The sequence below is a fragment of the Micromonospora deserti genome, assembly GCF_003236335.1.
GTDB lineage: Bacteria > Actinomycetota > Actinomycetes > Mycobacteriales > Micromonosporaceae > Micromonospora > Micromonospora deserti.
In genome coordinates this window covers 1-18,412 of record NZ_POUB01000116.1, presented here as the reverse complement: position 1 = coordinate 18,412, position 18,412 = coordinate 1, and the positions used below count along the sequence as shown (strand labels likewise).

The following is an 18,412-nucleotide window of genomic DNA, read 5'->3' as shown; positions in this document are numbered from 1 at the left end:
CGCCCATCCCGACCCCGGTCCCCGGCGGCGGTTCATCCGGTCGCCCACCCGGCTACGGCGGCGTCGACCCGGGCGACGGCACATGGCTGGTGGACTGCCGGACGCAGGGCTCGGTGAACACGTGCCGGTATACGCCAGCGGACAGGTACGACTCCTACTCCGGCTACGACCTGCAGTGCGCGGGGTTCGGCAGGTGCGGCGGGGATCCGTCCGACTACCTGTGGGAAATCCATAGCGCCGAGGTCTACGAACGCGACGAGTGGGAGTACGACAGATGCCAGCCGTGGAACCCGTGTAACACCAAGCCCGGGCAGGTCGAGGGCTACGTCCCGCCCGGCCTCTACGGCAACAAGGGGACCAAGAAGTCCAGCAATGTAACCAAGTCCGCCACGAAGGTGAAGACCTCCAAGTCATCGACCAAGACCGCTAAAAAGAAGAAGAAGTAAGGGCGAACGCGGTGATGCCTCCGACCGGCCGTGCCGCCATCATGGTGGCGATCCTTCTGCTGAGCTATCTGACCGGCGCGGCCTCGGTCTCGGCCGCCGCCCCGGTGCCGGCCTCGCCGGCACCGGGGTCGTCACCATCAGCTTCGAACGCGGCCGACGCGTCGGCGCAGGCACGGCGGACCGGCCGCCCGGTCGAGGTCGACACCCTGGGCACGGCGGACACGAAGGTGGTCGCCAACCCGGGCGGCACCTTCAGCGCCACCATGTACAACCAGCCCATCCGGGCGAAGACCGCGAATGGGTGGGTGCCCATCGACACCACCCTGGTCGCCCACCCGGACGGCACGGTCACGCCCAAGGTCGCGGCGGTTCCGGTGCGGTTCTCCGGCGGCGGTTCGGTGCCGCTGGCCCGCGCCGAGGGCGACGAGGGCGAATTCGGACTCGACTGGGCGGGCCGGCTGCCCAAACCCCGGCTCGCCGGCGCCACCGCCACGTACCCGGACATCCTGCCCGGGGTGGACCTGAAGTTGACCGCGACCGCCACCGGATTCGCCGAGTCGCTGGTGGTCCGCGACGCCGCCGCTGCCCGCAACCCCAAGCTGCGCACCATCCGGTTCGGTCTGCGCACCGCCGGCAAGGCCACCGCCCGCACGACGCGCGGACCGGCCAAACCCACCGACCAGAAGGGTGGGAAGGCGTTCGCCGGTACCGCACCCGTGGACTGGCAGGTCTCCGGCGACACCCTGACCGCGCGGCCCGACACGGCAGCGCTGGCCGATCCGGACACCGCCTACCCGCTCACCATGGACGGCCCCAGCTGGGGGCAGAAGCTGCACTGGATGCTGCTGTCGCACGACCCGACCACCGGCGCCAAGGCGGCGTACTGGGACTCCTCCCACATCGCCCGGATCGGCCGGGTCCGCGGCGACAACACCCGGTGGCGCTCGTACTTTGAGATGGACACGGCCGCAATCGCCGGCAAGCGCATCATCTCGGCGGAGCTGCGGATCTACGAGTGGTGGGCCGAGTCCTGCGCCCCGCAGCCGGTGGAGCTGTGGCATATCGGCTCGATCAGTCCGACGACCACCTGGGGCGACGCGACCCCCTTCCACCGGAAGGCCGCCGAGATCGCCAGCGCCAAGGGATTCGACGAGACGTGCTCGCACGGCCAGATCGGGTTCGATGTCAAGGACCTGATGGTAGAGGCCGCGAACGGCCGATGGTCGAGCACCACGGTGGCGTTGAAGGCGCGCGAGGACGACAACTCGTACGGCGCCAAGGAGTTCCTCTACCGCCCGGTGCCCGAGCTCGGCCTGCGGGAGGACGTGCCCGTGCTGGCCATTACCGCCGAGTACAACACCATCCCGAACCGGGCCGCCGACCTCAAGGTCAACGGGGCGGCGTGCACCGACGCCGGCCTGGTGGTGAACACGGCCACACCGGCCCTCAGCGCCGCGATCAGCGACCCTGACCCGCAGAACCTCCGCGGCGTGTTCCGGTGGTGGGAGGACACCGGCGGCTCGCCCAGCGAGGTAGCCAGCGCGGCCACCACGCTCGGCGGTCCGGGCACCGTCAGCGTGACGGTGCCGGAAGATCGGCCGCTGCGCGACGGCGTCAGCTACGTCTTCGGTGTGACCGCCGAGGACGAGCGGGGAGACGCCAGTGACGGCCGGCCGTGGTGCCGGCTCACTGTGGACACCAGCAAGCCGGTGGCAGCGCCCACGGTCTCCTCGACGGAGTTCCCGCCGTCCCCGGCCACCGGACCACCGCTGTACACCGCCGGACGGTTCACCTTCGACGCTGGCGGCGATCCCGATGTGATCGGGTTCAAGTACGGGATCGGCAAGTCCCCGTCCGCCAGCACCTACGTGGCGGCGGACGCCCCCGGGGGTACGGCCACCGTCGCCTACACCGCCGACACGGTGTCGACGACCTTCACCCCCGTGTCGGTGGTGACGATGGGAGTCGACCGGGCCGGAAATGAGGGTCCGAAAGCCGAATACCGGTTCAAGATCTCGCCGGCCGTCACCTCGACCACCGTGTACGGGTACTGGAAGGCGGACTCCGTCGCCGGCGGCAAGCTGGCGGACGACAAGGCGAAGTACGACGCCGTGATCTCCGGCACGATGGCCACCACCCGGGACTGGCGGGGCAACACCAACAAGGCGGTGCGCCTGGACGGACTCGCCGCCTACGCCGCGACGAGCATCCCCCTGGCACCCAAAACGGAACAGGACACGTTCGGCAGCTTCACGGTCATGGCCTGGGCGAAACTGGACAAGGGCGGCGACCACGCCACGGTGCTGAGCCAGGACGGCGCGGCCGACAGCGGGTTCGCCCTCAAATACGTCGACTTTCCCCGGGCGTGGCGGTTCTCGGTGGAGGGGGTCGCACACGCGGACTCCCTCGTCGTACCCCAGGTCGGGGTGTGGACCCACCTGGCCGGCGTCTACGACCACCCGGCCGGCAAGCTCTTCCTGTATGTCAACGGGCGGCTGGCCGGCGAGGCGAACCACACCAGCACCTGGTACGCGGCCGGGCCCACGGTGCTGGGCCGGGCCCAGTCCGGCGGCGGACACGGCGAGTTCTGGCCCGGGGACCTGGACGAGATGCAGATCTACCCGTGGGCCGCGTCGGCGTTCGAGGTGCGGCACCGGATGGCCGGGCCGGCGTTGGGGCCCAACGCGACCTGGGCGCTGGACGAGGGCAGCGGCCAGACCAGCGCCGACCTGACGTCCAACGGCCATACCCTCGTGCTGTCCGCCACGGGGAGTTCCTGGGCCAGCCGCGGCCGGACCGGCACCGGTAGCGCGCTGCGGCTGGACGGCGCGAACGGGCACGCGTACACCGGGGGACCGGTGGCCGCCAGGAGCCCCGAGGGTACGTTCGACAGCTTCACCGTGATGGCCTGGGTGAAGCTGAACAATCCGGACAGCTGGGTCAGTGCGGTGAGCCAGGACGGCCAGCGCGACAGCGGGTTCAGCCTCGGCTTCTCCTCGTACCCTCGCGGTTGGAGCTTCGCCATGAGCTCCACGGACGCGGACGGCAGCGGTGGGGACTACCTGGTCGCGGAGCCGCCCCCGCAGTTGGGCGTGTGGACGCATCTGGCTGGCGTCTACGATCACGCCGCTGGCACCATCAGCCTCTACGTCAACGGCCGGTTGGCCAAGAGCATGACCCGCCCGAGCACCTGGTACGCCGCCGGCGGGCTGCAGGTGGGGCGGGCCAAGCACGACGGCTGGCTGGTGGACCACTGGCCGGGCGAGATCGACGACGTCCAGGTGGTCGCCGGGGCCAGGTCCGCCACGGAGATCGTCACCGCCATGGCCGGCCCGAGCTTCGCGGCCGGCGCACGCTGGGCGCTGGATGACAGCGGGGCCGACGCGACGGGCAATGGTCACATGCTCGCCCTGTGGAAGGGGGCGTCGTGGACGACCGGCAAGAACGGCAGCGGCCTGCGGTTGGACGGGGTGGATGGGTACGCCTACACCGCCGTTCCGGTCGTGCGCCCCGATGACAGCTTCACCGTGGCCAGCTGGGTGAAGCTGGACGCCCTGGACCGGCACCAGACCGTGGTCAGCCAGGAAGGGGCGCTTCACAGCGGATTCCGGCTGCACTACGACAACGACGCCAAGGCGTGGGCGTTCCTCATCGGCGGGACCACCCGTGACGGCGGGACGGTCCCGGACGGCGTCGTCCGCGGCACGAGTGCGCCCCGCGCCGGCGAGTGGACGCACCTGGCCGGTGTGTACGACCACGGCGCGAGACAGATGCGCCTGTTCGTCAACGGCCGGCTGCAGGCCAGCGCGGCGTACACCAGCGTCGCCAAGGCCGAGCAGATCCTGACGATCGGCCGGGGCCGCAGCGGCGGCTGGTGGGTCGACTACCTGGCCGGCTCGGTCGACGATGTGGAACTGCGCCCTGGGGTGACCTCACCGACGGGCATCCACAGAATGAGCGGACTGGACAACCCCGGCAGCACGCAGCGCAATCCTACGAAGATCGAAGATTTGTCCATCGCGGAGAGCCCGCTGGCCGTCGCTGGAGTCACCGCCGACATGGTCAGTACCCTCCAGGTGGAGGTAAGAATCACCCACGGCTACCGCGGCGACCTGGTGCTGCGCCTGATCGCGCCGGACAACACGGACTACCTGCTCGAGGACCTGACCGGCAGCGGCGATGTGGACAACTTCACGAAGTCCTACTGGCTCAACGCCTCCGGCCGGATCGTCAACGGCACCTGGAAGCTGCGCGTCGAGGACCGGGCTCTCGGCGACACCGGCACCATCGAGGAATGGAGCATCTTCGCGCCGGTGCGGGACGACTCCGGCCCCGCGGTGCCCTGGCCGAAGATCACCGGTACTGGTTTCACGGTGGCCAACAACGCCACCACCGAGCGGTCCGTGACCGTCTCCGGCATCCCCGGCAACGCCCCCCGGAACCTGCACGTAGCGATCGACAAGACGACAAGCTCGGCCCGCGACCTGCGGCTCGTCCTGGTCGCGCCGGACAAGCGCGAGTACGTGGTGCACGACGGGTCCCAGCCGGCGCCGCCGCCGACGACCGACGCGTGCGGGCGCGAGCAGGACACCTACGACCTCAAGAAGAGTTACTTCGTCAACGCCGCCACCTCGCCCGCCAACGGGGTATGGACGCTGCGGATCATCCACACCAGCACCAGCGGTGCGCCGACCATCAAGGGGTGGAGCCTGTCCTCGGCCATCAACCTCGAGGCCTCGCCTACCGCGCCCAACACCAAGTTCGCCAACCCCACCGACGTGGTTATCGACGACTACCACACCACCGGCTACGTGGAGGCGTGCGGCGTGCCCGGCACCGCCGCTAACGACCTGCGCGTGGCCGTGGACATCCGGCACCCGAACCGGGGCGACCTGAAGCTGGAGCTGCTGGGCCCGGACGGGGGCGCCACCTACCTGCTGGAGGACATCCCCGACACCGACAGCGGCGAGGACGTACGCAAGACCTACACCGTCTCCGGCGTGGCGCAGCTGCCCAACGGGTTGTGGACCCTCAAGGTCTACGACGTACGCAGCGACTGGGCGGGACTCATCAACGAGTGGAGCATCCAGATCCTGCCCAGCGCGCAGGCGACACTACCGGCCGGGTGGAAGGCGGAGAACAGCACCGACGTGCCGATCGCCGATGACGGCTGGACGGAGTCGCCCATCACCGTGTCCGGCCTGACCGGGATGGGCCCCAAAGACTGGCGGGTGACGGTCGACATCAAGCACACGTACCGCGGCGACCTCGCGCTGTACCTGCAGGCGCCGGACGGCACCGGCTACCTCCTGGAGGATCTGACCGGCACCGGAGACGTGGACGACCTCACCAAGATTTACACGTTCAACGGCAGCGCGGAGATCGCGAACGGGGTGTGGAAGCTGCGGGTCCTGGACGCGGTCTGGGGCGACACCGGAGTTATCGACTCGTGGAGCCTGTCCACCTCGGACTTCCCGCCGGTCCGCACCACCATCCGGGTGCCGGTGCCCGACGTGGCCGCCGCCGAGAGCCCGCTGACCGTGTCCGGGGTATCCGGCAACGCGCCCAACGGCATGCAGGTCCAGGTGGCGATAGTCCACCCCAAGCCGGAACAACTCGTGATCTCCGTGGTGGCGCCGGACGGCACGGCGTTCCCGTTGCACAACAAGAAGCCGGCGCTGCCCACCACATTCCTGGTCGACGCCACGGCCGCGGCGGCCAGCGGCACCTGGAAGCTGCGCGTGGAAGACACCGTCGGCGGCGATACCGGCACCATCGAGTCCTGGGGCCTGCTGCTGGCGCCGGCGGTGGCCTGGCCCGAGCAGCGCGGCGGGTCGCTCACCGTGGACAGACCCGAGTTCGGCGCGACGGGCAGCACCTACAAGCGAGTGGGCGGCGTGCCGGGGAACGCGCCGGCGGACCTGCGGCTGACGGTGAACACGTCGTACTACTGGGTGCGGGAACTGAAGATCTCGTTGGTGGCGCCGGACGGCACCTCGTACGTGGTGCATGACGGGGCGGCCACGATGCCCGGCACGTTCACCGTGGACGCCTCCACGGAAGTGGCCAACGGGCAGTGGAAGCTCATGGTGCAGCGCAACAGCAGCAGCGGCACGGTGCAGATCACCTCGTGGAGCCTGTGGTCGCCGGTGAACCACCAGGCCACCCCGGCCGGGACGGTGACCAAGTTCGCCAACGGTAACGACGTGTCGATCCCCGACGACGGATACTCGCGGACCGACAGCGCCGCGTTCGTGTCCGGGATCCCCGGCACGGCCGCCAACGACCTGCGCGTCACGGTCGACATCAAGCACCCCAACCGCGGCGACCTGAAGCTGTCGCTGGAGGCCCCGAACGACGCGGCGACGTACCCGCTGGAGGACTTCCCGGACACCGACACCGGCGACGACGTTTTCAAGACGTACACCGTGCCCGGCGTCGCGCAGATCGCCAACGGGCACTGGTATCTCGTGGTGACCGACATCAAGACCGGCAACGCCGGCAGCATCGACGGCTGGAGCATCCAGCTGCTGCCCAGCCCTCAGGTGACACTGCCGGACGGATGGAAGCTGGAGAACGGCACGGACACCACGATCCCCGACCGCGCGATGGTGGAGTCGCCGATCAGCGTCTCCGGGATGACCGGGATGGCACCGAGGGACTGGCAGGTGTCGGTGGCGTTGCGGCACACGTACCTCAGCGACCTGAAACTGGAGTTGGTCGCGACGGACGGCACCGCCTACCTGCTGGAAGACTTCACCGGCGCCGGTGACCTGGACGACCTGACCAAGACGTACACCTTCAACGGGTCGGCCGAGATCGCCAACGGGGTCTGGAAACTACGGGTCCACGACGGGGTGTGGGGCGACATCGGCCACATCGACTCGTGGAGCCTGGCCGCCGCGCCCGCCGGCACACCCACCCCACCCGTGGCCTGGCCCCGGTTCCCGGGCAACGGGCTCACAGTGGACGGTGTCCAGCACGGCGTGACCGGTGCGTCGTACGTCGCCGTGACCGGAGTGTCCGGGAACGCGCCGGCGGACCTGCGGTTGACGGTCAACACCTCGTACTACTGGCTGCGGGAGCTGAAGATCGCGCTGGTGGCGCCGGACGGCACCTCGTACGTGGTGCATGACGGGGCGAGCACAATGCCCAACACGTTCACCGTGGACGCCTCGGCTGAGGTGGCCAACGGGTCGTGGAAGTTGTGGATGCAACGCAACAGCACCAGCGGCACGGTGCAGATCAGCTCGTGGAGCCTGTGGTCACCGGTGAACCACCAGGCCACCCCGGCCGGGACGGTGACCAAGTTCGTCAACGGCGAGCGTCTGCCGATCCCCGACGACGGATACTCCCGGGGCGACAGCTTCGAGCAGGTCACCGGCATGCCCGGCAACGCGCCAGCGGACCTACGCATCACCGTGGACATCACCCACCCCAACCGCGGCGACCTGATCCTGCGCCTGGTGGCGCCCGACGGCACCGCATACCTGCTGGAGGACATTCCCGACACCGACAACGGCGACAACGTGTACGCCAACTACCGGGTCAACGCGTCAGCCGAGACAGCCAACGGTACGTGGCGGCTACGGGTGGACGACACAGTCGCTGGCAACGCCGGCACGCTCAACGGGTGGAGCCTGGGCTTCGGCACCTCACTGGCGGTCGCGCCCGGCACCAGGTTCGAGAACCTTGACGACGCCCCCATCGAGGACACAGGCACGGGCGAGTCCACCATCTCGATCGCGGGCGTCACCGGCTCCGCGCCAGCCGGCCTGCGGGTCGGGGTGACCATCCGGCACCCGCAGCGCAGCGACCTGATCCTGCATCTGCTCGCGCCGGACGGTACGGCGTACCCGCTGGAGGACCTCACCGGCTCCGACCCCGCCGACGACGTGGTGAAGGAGTACGCCGTCAACGCCGCGGCCGAGCTCGCCAACGGCACCTGGCGGCTGCGGGTGGGCGACACCGCGGTCGGCGACACCGGGGTGATCGACGCGTGGAGCCTCACCTTCCCGGCACCCACCAAGTACCACCACACCGGCCAGGTGGCCATCCCGGACAACGGAGCGGCGGCGGCCTGCACGATCCCGGTCGCCGGCCGGGCGGGTAACGCACCGGCGAACCTGCGCGTCGTGGTGGACATCAGGCATCCCAACCGGGGAGACCTGGTGCTGCACCTGCTGGCGCCGGACGGCACGGCGTACCTGCTGGAGGACCTCCCGGACGGCGACACCGGAGACAACGTGCGTAAGACCTACTGGGTGGACGCATCGGCCGAGGCCGCCAACGGTGCTTGGGTCCTCCAAGCCCGGGACACCGCGACCGGCAACAGCGGCGTCATCGACGCCTGGAGCCTGCGGTTTGGCGTGGCTTAGCCACTGAGGCTCCGTTGCGTGAGCGTAGGCGCCAAACCCCGCGAGGAACTCCTTGGTTTCGGCGTAGGGCCCGTCGGAGACCACCAGGGCACCGTCGCGGACATTAACGGTTTGAGCGAGTGCCGGCTCGGACAGCCCGAACGCCGAGACCAGTTCACCGGTGGCCGCCAGTTCCTTCTGTAGCGCCTGCATCGCCGCAAAGTGGGCAGCGATCTCGTCCTGTGACATCGGGTTCGGGCCGGTGCCGGCCAGGGCTTCCCAGGACGACGAGTCGCCGTAGGTCATCACCATGTACTTCACCGCTACCTCCCGCGACCTGCCTGGATCGGACCTTGATACCAGGCGAGACCGGGCATCTGGTCCGGCAAAAGATCTTCAAAACTCATTCGGCCGGCATGTCGAGAGCCGGCGCGCGGCTCCGACGTCTCAAGCACAAGAGAACGACGATCCGACCAAGGAGAGAGCCATGACCACCAACGTCACCACCCGCCCGACCACCGGCTCTACCACATTGCACCACGTCGCGTTGCGCCGTTGCGGCCTGATCGCCCGCTGGGCACTGCAGGTGGTGCTCGCCGCGCAGTTCGCCTCGGGCGGGGTGCTCAAGCTCACCGGTGACGCGCAGATGGTCGACCTGTTCGCCGAAATCGGCGTGGGACAGTGGCTGCGCTACCTGGTCGGCGTGTGTGAGCTGGCCGGCGCCGCTGGTCTGCTGATCCCGCGCCTGGCGGCGCTGGGCGCGCTCGGCCTGACCGGGCTGATGGCCGGGGCCGTGGTCACCAACGTGCTGATCGGCGCCAACCCGGCGCTACCGGCCGCCTTCCTGCTGGCCGCCGGCGTTGTCGTGTACGGCCGTCGCGCTCACCTGCGCCGCTTGGTCCCGGCCCGCTGAACCCCTTGTCCTGCCTCCAGTCCACCCAGCGCAGCCCGTCTGAAGGAGTCCTGCCATGACCGACGAGATCATCGACAACCAGCTCACAAGCAACGTCCCCCACGCAGCCCTGAGAAGCCTCGACGTGCTGGTCGGCACCTGGCAGATATTCGGGCCTACGCACAGCGGCACCGTCACCTACGAGTGGATGCCCGGCGGTCACTTCCTGGTCCAGCATGTCAATCTGATCCAGGACGACCATTGCACCACCGGCGTCGAGTACATCGGATACGACGCGGACACCGACACGCTGAAGTCGCACTTCTTCGGAAGCACAGGCGACATCTTGGAGTACGTGTACGAACTGGCCGACCGCAACCTGACCATCTGGTTCGGCCAGCCGGGTTCACCGGCGAAATACACCGGGACCTTCGACGCGCAGGCCACCAGCGCCACCGGCGCGTGGACCTGGCCCGGCGGCGGCTACACCTCCATCATGACCCGCGTCCGCCCCTGAAGCACGCGTCTACCAGGTGCGAGCAGCAGTACTCGCCAATGCCGTGCGGCTCACACTCCAACGGGTGTGAGCCGCACGGCGCCGGGCGGGGCTCGCCGGGCAGCAAGCTGCCTGTGATCCGCGACGCCCCGAAGTGCAACTGATGGTTGCGCTAGGCCGGAGCTTTCGAGTAGCGTCATGCGCAACCAAACGTTGCAGGAGGATGTCATGGAGTTCGGAACCATCGAGCGTGAGATCTACGTCGAGGCGTCGCCCGAGATCGTCTTCGAGGTGGTGAGCAGTCCCGACCACCTCAAGCAGTGGTGGCCGGACGACGCCCGGTACGACCCGACGCCCGGGTCGGTGGGGGAGATCGTCTTCGGCGACCGCGCCGCCGGCGGGGCAGTGGTGCCGTTCACCGTCATCGACGCGCGACCGCCGCGGACGTTCTCGTTCCGGTGGACACACCCGGCCGGCGAGGTCGCGGCGGAGGGCAACTCGCTGCTGGTCACCTTCGAGCTGACCCCGTCCGGCGGCGGGACGCTGCTCAAGATGACCGAGACCGGCTTCCGCGAGATGAGCTGGGAGGTCGCCGTTCTGGAGCAGCAGTACCAGGAGCACGTCACCGGCTGGGACTTCTACCTGCCGCGGCTGGCGCCGTACGTCGCGACGCTGAAGGTGCGGCCATGAGCACCGCGGTGGTCGAGAAGGTCGACGACGACCTCTGGTCCGCGATCGGGGACCCGACCCGGCGCCGGATGCTCGACCTGCTGCTCATCGAGGGCGACGGCACCGCGACCACACTGAGTCAGCAGATGCCGGTCACCCGTCAGGCGGTGGCCAAGCACCTCGGCGTCCTCGACCGGGTCGGCCTGGTCCGGGCGACGCCGGCGGGTCGGGAGAAACGGTACCGGGTGGACGACGCCCAGCTCGCCCGCGCGGTGGCCCAGCTGTCGTCGGTCGGCTCGGCGTGGGACGCCCGGCTGCGGCGGATCAAGCGGATCGCCGAGGCGATCCAGCACACCCAACAGGACTGACAACGAGACTGACGAGGTCAAGGAGAGTCGAGATGGTGGACATTCTGCACAGGGTCGGGGTCAAGACCCTGACGCCGGAGAAGGTGTACGACGCGCTGACGACCGTCGAGGGCCTCGCCGGCTGGTGGACCGACGACACGAAGGGCAGCGGCGACGTCGGCGGCATCCTCGAGTTCCGGTTCCCGGTCGGTGGCTTCGACATGGAGGTCGTCGAGCTACGGCCGTCCGAGCGGGTGGCGTGGCGGGTGGTCGACGGCCCCGAGGAGTGGGTCGGGACGACGATCGACTGGGACCTGCGCCAGGACGGCGACTACACGATCGTGCTGTTCAAGCACCAGGGCTGGAAGGAGCCGGTGGAGTTCATGCACCACTGCAGCACCAAGTGGGGCTCGTTCCTGATGAGCCTGAAGTCGCTGGTGGAGACCGGCGAGGGCGCACCGGCGCCGCGGGACGTGCAGATCAGCGACTGGCACTGAGCCGGATCAGATCAACGTCGCGGGCGACACGTAGGTGCGGCCTGGCTTTGCATCGCCTCTGACCTCCGGTGATGCGGGTTCCCACATTCGGTCTTCGACGGATGCCTGGGGGACCTGGTTTCCGGGCGTCGCCCGGTCAGCGCCCGAGAGCTTTTAGGGCTTCGCGGGCCTGTCCGAGTGGGTTGGGGCCCAGTGGACGTAGGACGATCGTCGTGGCGCCGGCGTCGTGCAGCGCGTCGATGCGCTGGGGGATGGTGGTGGCGGGGCCGATCAGGGTGAAGAGTTCTTCTGGTGGCAGGCCGAGCCAGGCTGCCTGTCCTGCGAGCGTTTCGCCGGTCGTCTCGGCGGCACGCCGGACGTCGTCATCGATGTGCAGGAACGCGAAGACGATCAGCTCGTGAGACGCGAGGTCACTGGTCATGCGGCCGCGGCCGATGTGGGTCAGGGCGGCAGCCACCTGCGCGGGACCGTTGCCCTCAGCGATGATGGTGCCGTCAGCGACGCGCCCGGACAGCTCGAGGGATCTCGGGCGGACCACGCCAGTCACGATGGGTGGGATCTGTGCAGGGGGGTGCACCAGCGACAGGCCGTCGATGGTCACTTCGCGTCCGCGCATCGAGACGGTTTCGCCGCGCAGCAGCGCACGCACCGCGAGGATGGTCTCCTCCAACATGGCGAGTTTGCCGGCGGGTTCAGCGCCGACCTTGCGCATCCATTCGGCGACGCCGTGGCCGACCCCGGTGATGAGACGGCCGGGGTACATCCGGGCGAGCGTAGCCAGTTCCATGGCAAGCAGGGCGGGGTTGCGTAGCGGTACGGGCGCGATGCCGATGCCGACGCGTAGGCGATCGGTGGCGGCGAGTGCGGCGGCCGCGCTGCTGACGGAACCGGCCCAGCCCAGGTCTTCGACCACCCACAGGTCGTCGGCGCCCGCGTCCTGCAGGCCTGCGGCGAATCCGGCAAGTTCCTCCGGTGCCCGGTCTCGGTCGAACAGAAAGCCGATGCGGGGCTGGCCGGTCTTTACGGTGCTGACGTTCGGGGGCATCGCGCGAGTCTAGTGGCGACCCGGCCGGCGGGTTCAAGGGCCTATCGAGATGCGTGACGTCGACCGGCTTGGTGGCCACCGGCCGGTAGACGGCGTCCAAGCGCGCCATCTCATGTTCGATGTCAACGAGATCCACGCGTCCTTTCGTAGCCGACCTGCGCAGGCCGCGCGGCTAGCAGAGCGTCATTCCACTCCCGCCGTCGAGCACGCGTCGACGGACGTATCCGGCGCCACACCAGGAACGCGGCGCCGAGGACGACGACGCCGATGACGGCGTTCACGATCATCGGCCAGGGGCCGCGCCGCGGGCGACCGGCGCTCCGGACGGTCAGCTCGGGCAGCAGACCGGTGGCGAGGTGCAGGTCGGAGATGTGGCAGCTCTGCATGCCCAGCTCGCAGGTACGACCGGTGTCGAAGCGGGACAGTGTCCGGCGGGTGCCGGCGCCGAGTTGCACCTCCGCCAGCGACGCGTGACCCGCGGTGTTGATGGTCGCGACGACCACACTGCCCGCCGAGCGCCAGCCGACCAGTCGCACGACATCCTGGACCGGCGCCGGTGGTGTGCTGGCGCCCGTGACGGGCACGAAGTCGACGCTGCCGACCTTCCACAGGAAGGTGCCGTGGCCGGTGTCGCCGCCGGTTGTGCCGTTGAATGGCCCCTCCGAGATCCACGGCACGGTGGCGAGGAACCCACCGTCCGGCGACCAGCCGACATTGGCGGCCAGCTCGCGCCCTTCCGCGATCTGGACGGTGCCGTACTCGCGGCCGTCGAGGTCGACGAGGTGGGCCTTCTGGCCGACCTGCACGGCAAGCCGGCGACTGTCTGGCGCGAACGCCGCCGTCCACGCCGGTTTGATCGCCGGCACCTCGGTGCTGCGTCCGGTGGACAGGTCGAGCAGCCGCAGCGTGCCGGTGCGGGCCACTTCGGAATCGACGACGTTGACGCTGCCGAAATCGCCGGAGCCGGTGAGGGGCGCGGCGCTGTACGCGACGTGGCGGCCGTCGGGAGACCAGGCCAGCAGCCGCACGCCAACCGGATCGCCGAGCGGGATCGATCGGCGCTTGCCGGTGGTCAGGTCGACGAGGATCAGCTCCCCGGTCGCGCCACGGTCGTCGCCGAGCAGCACACGGGTGCCGTCCGGGGCGAGCAGCGCCGACGGGCGGTTCCGTTCCTCCATGGCGTCGACGCGCCGGTACGTGTCCCCGTCGGCCCCGACGACCAGCGACTGGAACATGTTGAACGTCTCACCGTTGCCGTAGCCGTAGAGGGCGATCGCGCGGCCGGGCGGGGCCTTCGAGACGGAGCTGGTGAGCATCGAGTACCCGGCGAAGCGGTCGGGCAGGCTAGGCGTCGTGGGCGGGGCGGCTGTCTGGACGGGAAGCTGGACGCCCGGCACGACCAGGACAGCCAGCAGGAGCACGACGACCGCCCAGACCGTGGCGGCGCCGATCCGCTGGCGCCGAACCGAGCGGCGGCCCCGGGTGAGCACGGTGTCCAGGTAGCCGGGCGGCAACGGCGGCGGATCGTCCGGCAGGGTGGCAAACAGCTCTCTCACGGCGCGTCCGAACCTTCCGGCTCGTAGTTCGGCAGTAGGCGGCGCAGCGCCGCGATCGCATACGAGGTCTGGCTCTTGACGGTCCCGGTCGAGCAGCCCAGCGCCGCCGCGGTCTGCGCGACGTCGAGGTCCTCCCAGTACCGCAGGACCAGCACCGCGCGCTGCCCGCGGGACAGCTTCGTGAGCGCAGCCAGCAGGTCGACGCGGTGTTCGGCGCCGGCCAGCGGCACTGTCGAGGGTCCGATCACGTCGGCCACGGGCCGGACCCGGCGGGTCCAGGACAGCTTCCGCTCGGCCAGGTAGGCGTGGACCAGCATCGCCCGGACGTAGGCGTCGAGCGAGTCCGCTGCCGTCGCCTTCCGCCAATGCCGGTACAGCGCGACGAGGCACTCCTGCACCAGGTCGTCAGCGGCCGACCACTGCCCGCACAGTCGGTACGCCAGCCGTCGCAGCCACGGCATGCGTGCCTGCACGTACTCGACGTACTCTCGTTCACTCCGCAACCCAGCCTCCCAGCAACATTAGGGAGTGGCCCGAGACCCACTTCGGTTGTGGCCGGTGGTGATCGAAGTTGGGGGTTGCATCCAGGCCGATCCAGCGCCGTCCCTGCTGGTCCGGTTCTTCGGGCGGTGGTGGGACGGCGGCGTCAGTCGATCAGGTTGCGCACGGTGGCCGTCAGGCCGACGAGTCGCTCGTCGGCCTTCACGCGCTGCCACTCGATGGTGATGCGGAACCAGATGCTGTCCGGCGATCGACCTCGCCGGACCACAGGGCCGACATCGGTCGGCGGGGAGCGGTGGTGCTGCCGGTCCCGGTGGCCGTAAGCCGACTGTCCGGTCATTGACTCGCCCATCGTCGCCGTCGACGCCCCTCGGCCACCCTGATCGACGAACACCGGGGCCTGCCCGGGTCGGGAGATCGGAGATCCGATGAGAATCCACCGTCGACGGCGGTCGGCCGGCGTGCTGCTGGTCGCGGCCGCGGTCAGCGGCCTGGTCGCCGCCCTGCTGCCTGCCTCGCCCGCGCTCGCACTGCCTTCCGGCTCGGGCTGGTCGGCCTCGTGGAGCTACTACCACCCGACGGCCTACCAGTACGCCGGCACGCTGCCCGGCGTGCGGCTGACCGGCTACGCCACCGACAGTTCCGGCACCAGCGGCACGGTCGGCACCATCGAGGACACCGCCGACGACGCCCGGTGCGCGCGGGTGATGCTGTACGCCTACGGCGTCGGCTACATCGCCGACCGGACCACCTGCGGCAACGGCACCTCGCTGTCGTACACCACCGCCAGCTACAGCCAGGGGCTGTTGGTGATCGTCTACCGGATGATGCCGGGCACCAGCACCCACGACAAGGGCTTCTACCTGCACATCCCCGGCTCGGCCACCGACCCCCAGCTGCGGACGGTGGGCACCGGCGCCAGCTGGTCGTACTACACCTCGACCGCGTTCCAGTACACGGTGACGCGTCCCGGCGTGCGGTTGACCGGCTACGGCTCGCACCAGGCGGGCGACCGGCGTTCCTCGCTCAACACGGTGCAGAAGACCGCCGCCGCCGTTGGGTGCGCCACCGCCAAGGTCACCGGCGGGACGGCCACCAGCGGCGGCACCTGCGTCACCGGCGGCAGCGCGTCGTTCTCCCGGTTCGACCTGACCAACAACCTGGAGGCGTCCGCCTGCTACCAGCCGATCCCCGGCAGCCAGCGCTGCCTGGCGCTGAACATCCCCGAGCCCTGGTGAGCCGGCGCCAGGCAACCAGGTGACCGCGTCCGCTCCGGCCGGTGAGCCGGCACCGGCTCGCCGGCCGGGCGGCGGTGGCGCCTCAGGCCACCCTGGTCCGTACGCCGGTGGTCTCGCCGCGCTCCTGCTTGGCCGTGTACATCGCGGCGTCCGCCCGCTGGATCAACTGGTCGCCGTTGCCGGCGCGGTCGTCGTGGGCCACGCCGATGCTCGCTCCGATCATCACCGGCTCACCGTCCACCCGGAACGGCTCGCGGAAGGCCCTGTCGATACGCCGGCACAGCTGCGTGGCGTCGTCGCGCCCCGCGTCGACACAGAGGATGACGAACTCGTCGCCGCCGAAGCGGCTCACCACGTCGCCCACTCGGGCGCAGCCGCGCAGCCGCTCGGCCACCGCCACCAACAGTTGATCACCGCCGGGGTGGCCGTACCGGTCGTTCACGGCCTTGAACCCGTCCAGATCACAGAACAGCACCGCCACCGGGCGACCGCTCTCGAGCGCGGCGTCCAACCGGTTGACGAACTCGTGACGGTTCGGCAGGTTGGTGACCGGGTCGACGCTGGCGTGGTACCGCAGGACCCCGACCCGCTCCGACCACAGATGCCAGATCCGGAGCATGACCAACGGCGTCACCGCGGCCGTACTGACCGCGAGCAGCGCGGTGTCGATGTCCCGGCCGAGCAGCTCGCTGGCCCCGCCCGCGGCGGGCAGGACGCCCAGCGCCAGCCCGAGGAAGACGAGCCGCCCCTTGCTCAGATCGTCCTTCGGCGCCGGGCCGGGCCGCAGCAGACGCACGACCGAGCGGGCGAGTGCGCACAACCCGAGCGCCGTGTAACCGGCGAGATAGGCCATGTCCGGGTATGCCGGCCGATCAGCCGAACCGGGAACGACCACCAGCGCGACACTGACCACCCCGACCAGGGAGAACCCCATCGCGGCGAGGAGGAACCACAGCGCCGGAATGAACTCCCTGGCGGTGAGCAGCAACCGGGTCAGGCAACCGAAGACGCCGGTCAACATGAAGACCGTCACGCACGTCGCGAGCTGCGACATCTGCGGGGCGGCGGCGTCGCGCAGCTGCGGCAGGAGCAGGAAGTTCCAGATCAGGCCGCCGACCGCCATCGCCACGATCGTGCTGTCGATCATCCCTCCGACATCGTCGCGACCACGTCGGGCGACGATCGTGATCGCCGCGCAGAACATGAGCACCTGGGCCAGTGCCGCGAAGATCCCGGCGATCGTGCCGTCGCCACTCGGCAGCCCCATCGCGAAGACGTACCAGTACCAGGCCACGTTGCTGGCGTTGAAGCTGACCAACCCGGCGAGCAGGAACCAGGCCGGCCTGCGGCTACCCGCGGGCGTCCGGTTCAACCCGATCATCACCGCCGGCACCGTCGCGAACGACAGGACGAGGTAGTCGACCATCTTCTGCACGTCCGACAGGAATGGGTAGACCGCGATGCCGGCCGCGCAGAGCAGCAGATAGGGGAGGCTCAGACCGAGCCCGTCCGGCTCCGCGTGCAGGCCGCGATACCGGCCTGCCGGGCGCCCTTGCCAGTCAACCGCCTCGAACACGCTCACGGCACAATACGGTAGGGCCCAGATCGGCAGTGGCCAATACTGCGGGACGCCGCCCGGGCCGGCGGGCGCCGCCGAGGGCGGTGGCGGACCGGGTCGTCTGTGGATGGCCCCCCGGCGCTTGGCGGGAGTACGGTACCCGGAACGGGCGGCGGGAGCGGATCGTCGTCCGTGTGCCGGCCGGGCCCCCGGCCCGACACGGTGAGGACGACGTGACCGGTGTCACCGATGACAGCCGCCCCGGGCGGGACGCGCTGCCCGGCCGGGGTGAGGGAGTGATCCCCGTCGGCCTGTGTCCGGGCTGCGGCCGGTCGACGGCCGACGACGTCTGCCTGCACTGCGCGGCCGAGGACCACTTCCGCAGCGCCTCGCTGGTCCGCACGTTCGTCATCTTTCCCGACCGGTACGCAAGGGACACGCCGTTGGGGTCGTCGCCCGGCCCCGGACCGGGCGACCGGTCGACGTCGGAGGAGCATCCGCCGGCGCCGGTGCCGACCCGCACCCAGGCGCGAGCCGTCGGGCCTGCGGCAACCGGAGTGGACGCCGCGCCGGGACGGGTGCGAGCCGCCGCCCGTCGCCGCCCGCTCGATCCGAGCGGATGGGGGATCCTCCCGAACGTGGCGATCGCCGGTGGGGCGATCCTGCTCGCCACGGTGGTCGGGATCGTGGGCGCCGTGGTGAGCGGCCCGGGTGACGCGGGCGGCCCGGGTGTGGCGGCGAGCCCGGGCGGAGGGCAGCCGCCCGGCGGGCCCCGGCCGCCGGCCGGTGGGGGGAACGACCGGTCGGGGC

General features: G+C 70.1%; 13 protein-coding genes and 2 pseudogenes. 9 read left to right on the top strand and 6 right to left on the bottom strand.

The genetic code is table 11. The features are described from left to right. A partial coding sequence (locus C1I99_RS17405; RefSeq protein WP_233512562.1) for a hypothetical protein occupies positions 1-446 on the top strand: 446 nt, incomplete at its 5' end. A 14-nt stretch (positions 447-460) separates the two neighbouring features. Further along, positions 461-8,824, top strand: coding sequence for a proprotein convertase P-domain-containing protein (locus tag C1I99_RS17400; protein ID WP_111135275.1), 8,364 nt, complete (start codon positions 461-463; stop codon positions 8,822-8,824). A 42-nt stretch (positions 8,825-8,866) separates the two neighbouring features. Here the strand turns inward: C1I99_RS17400 and C1I99_RS34805 are convergent. Beyond that, positions 8,867-9,052, bottom strand: a pseudogene (locus C1I99_RS34805) (YciI family protein); the annotation flags it as partial. Between the two features lie 238 nt (positions 9,053-9,290). On the opposite strand from C1I99_RS34805, the gene C1I99_RS17390 reads away from it, so the two are divergent. The 5 genes from C1I99_RS17390 to C1I99_RS17370 all read left to right on the top strand — a co-directional run bounded on the left by C1I99_RS17390 (position 9,291) and on the right by C1I99_RS17370 (position 11,704). Then, on the top strand, positions 9,291-9,716 hold the full coding sequence (locus C1I99_RS17390) for a DoxX family protein (protein WP_111135274.1): 426 nt from the start codon (positions 9,291-9,293) through the stop codon (positions 9,714-9,716). A gap of 55 nt (positions 9,717-9,771) precedes the next feature. Next, a complete protein-coding gene (locus tag C1I99_RS17385) occupies positions 9,772-10,212 on the top strand; it encodes a DUF1579 domain-containing protein (protein ID WP_111135273.1) in 441 nt (146 codons plus the stop codon). A 207-nt stretch (positions 10,213-10,419) separates the two neighbouring features. After that, the gene (locus C1I99_RS17380; protein ID WP_111135272.1) at positions 10,420-10,881 is read left to right on the top strand and encodes an SRPBCC family protein; all 462 of its coding nucleotides are present in this window, start codon (positions 10,420-10,422) and stop codon (positions 10,879-10,881) included. Beyond that, positions 10,878-11,228, top strand: a complete 351-nt coding sequence (locus C1I99_RS17375; protein ID WP_111135271.1) for an ArsR/SmtB family transcription factor — start codon at positions 10,878-10,880, stop codon at positions 11,226-11,228. Before C1I99_RS17380 ends, C1I99_RS17375 begins: the two co-directional genes overlap by 4 nt. Before the next feature lie 32 nt (positions 11,229-11,260). After that, on the top strand, positions 11,261-11,704 hold the full coding sequence (locus C1I99_RS17370; protein ID WP_111135270.1) for an SRPBCC family protein: 444 nt from the start codon (positions 11,261-11,263) through the stop codon (positions 11,702-11,704). 136 nt (positions 11,705-11,840) lie between these two features. On the opposite strand, the gene C1I99_RS17365 is transcribed toward C1I99_RS17370, so the two are convergent. From C1I99_RS17365 to C1I99_RS17350, 4 genes are all read right to left on the bottom strand, one after another. Next, positions 11,841-12,749, bottom strand: coding sequence for an LLM class flavin-dependent oxidoreductase (locus C1I99_RS17365; RefSeq protein WP_111135269.1), 909 nt, complete (start codon positions 12,747-12,749; stop codon positions 11,841-11,843). A gap of 122 nt (positions 12,750-12,871) precedes the next feature. After that, positions 12,872-14,305 carry a WD40 repeat domain-containing protein gene (locus C1I99_RS17360; RefSeq protein WP_111135268.1) on the bottom strand — a complete coding sequence of 478 codons (1,434 nt, stop codon included), beginning with the start codon at positions 14,303-14,305 and terminating at the stop codon, positions 12,872-12,874. After that, positions 14,302-14,808 (bottom strand): SigE family RNA polymerase sigma factor, encoded by a 507-nt coding sequence (locus C1I99_RS17355; RefSeq protein WP_199562198.1) that lies wholly within the window; start codon positions 14,806-14,808, stop codon positions 14,302-14,304. Before C1I99_RS17355 ends, C1I99_RS17360 begins: the two co-directional genes overlap by 4 nt. A gap of 143 nt (positions 14,809-14,951) precedes the next feature. Continuing rightward, positions 14,952-15,200, bottom strand: coding sequence for a hypothetical protein (locus tag C1I99_RS17350; RefSeq protein ID WP_146603976.1), 249 nt, complete (start codon positions 15,198-15,200; stop codon positions 14,952-14,954). Positions 15,201-15,234: 34 nt separating this feature from the next. Here C1I99_RS17350 and C1I99_RS32810 point away from each other — a divergent pair, with 34 nt between their 5' ends. Beyond that, positions 15,235-16,044, top strand: coding sequence for a hypothetical protein (locus C1I99_RS32810; protein WP_158554077.1), 810 nt, complete (start codon positions 15,235-15,237; stop codon positions 16,042-16,044). Positions 16,045-16,126: 82 nt separating this feature from the next. On the opposite strand, the gene C1I99_RS17340 is transcribed toward C1I99_RS32810, so the two are convergent. Next, a complete protein-coding gene (locus C1I99_RS17340) occupies positions 16,127-17,626 on the bottom strand; it encodes a GGDEF domain-containing protein (protein WP_111135265.1) in 1,500 nt (499 codons plus the stop codon). A 209-nt stretch (positions 17,627-17,835) separates the two neighbouring features. On the opposite strand from C1I99_RS17340, the pseudogene C1I99_RS17335 reads away from it, so the two are divergent. After that, positions 17,836-18,412 (top strand): annotated as a pseudogene (locus tag C1I99_RS17335) (hypothetical protein); the annotation flags it as partial.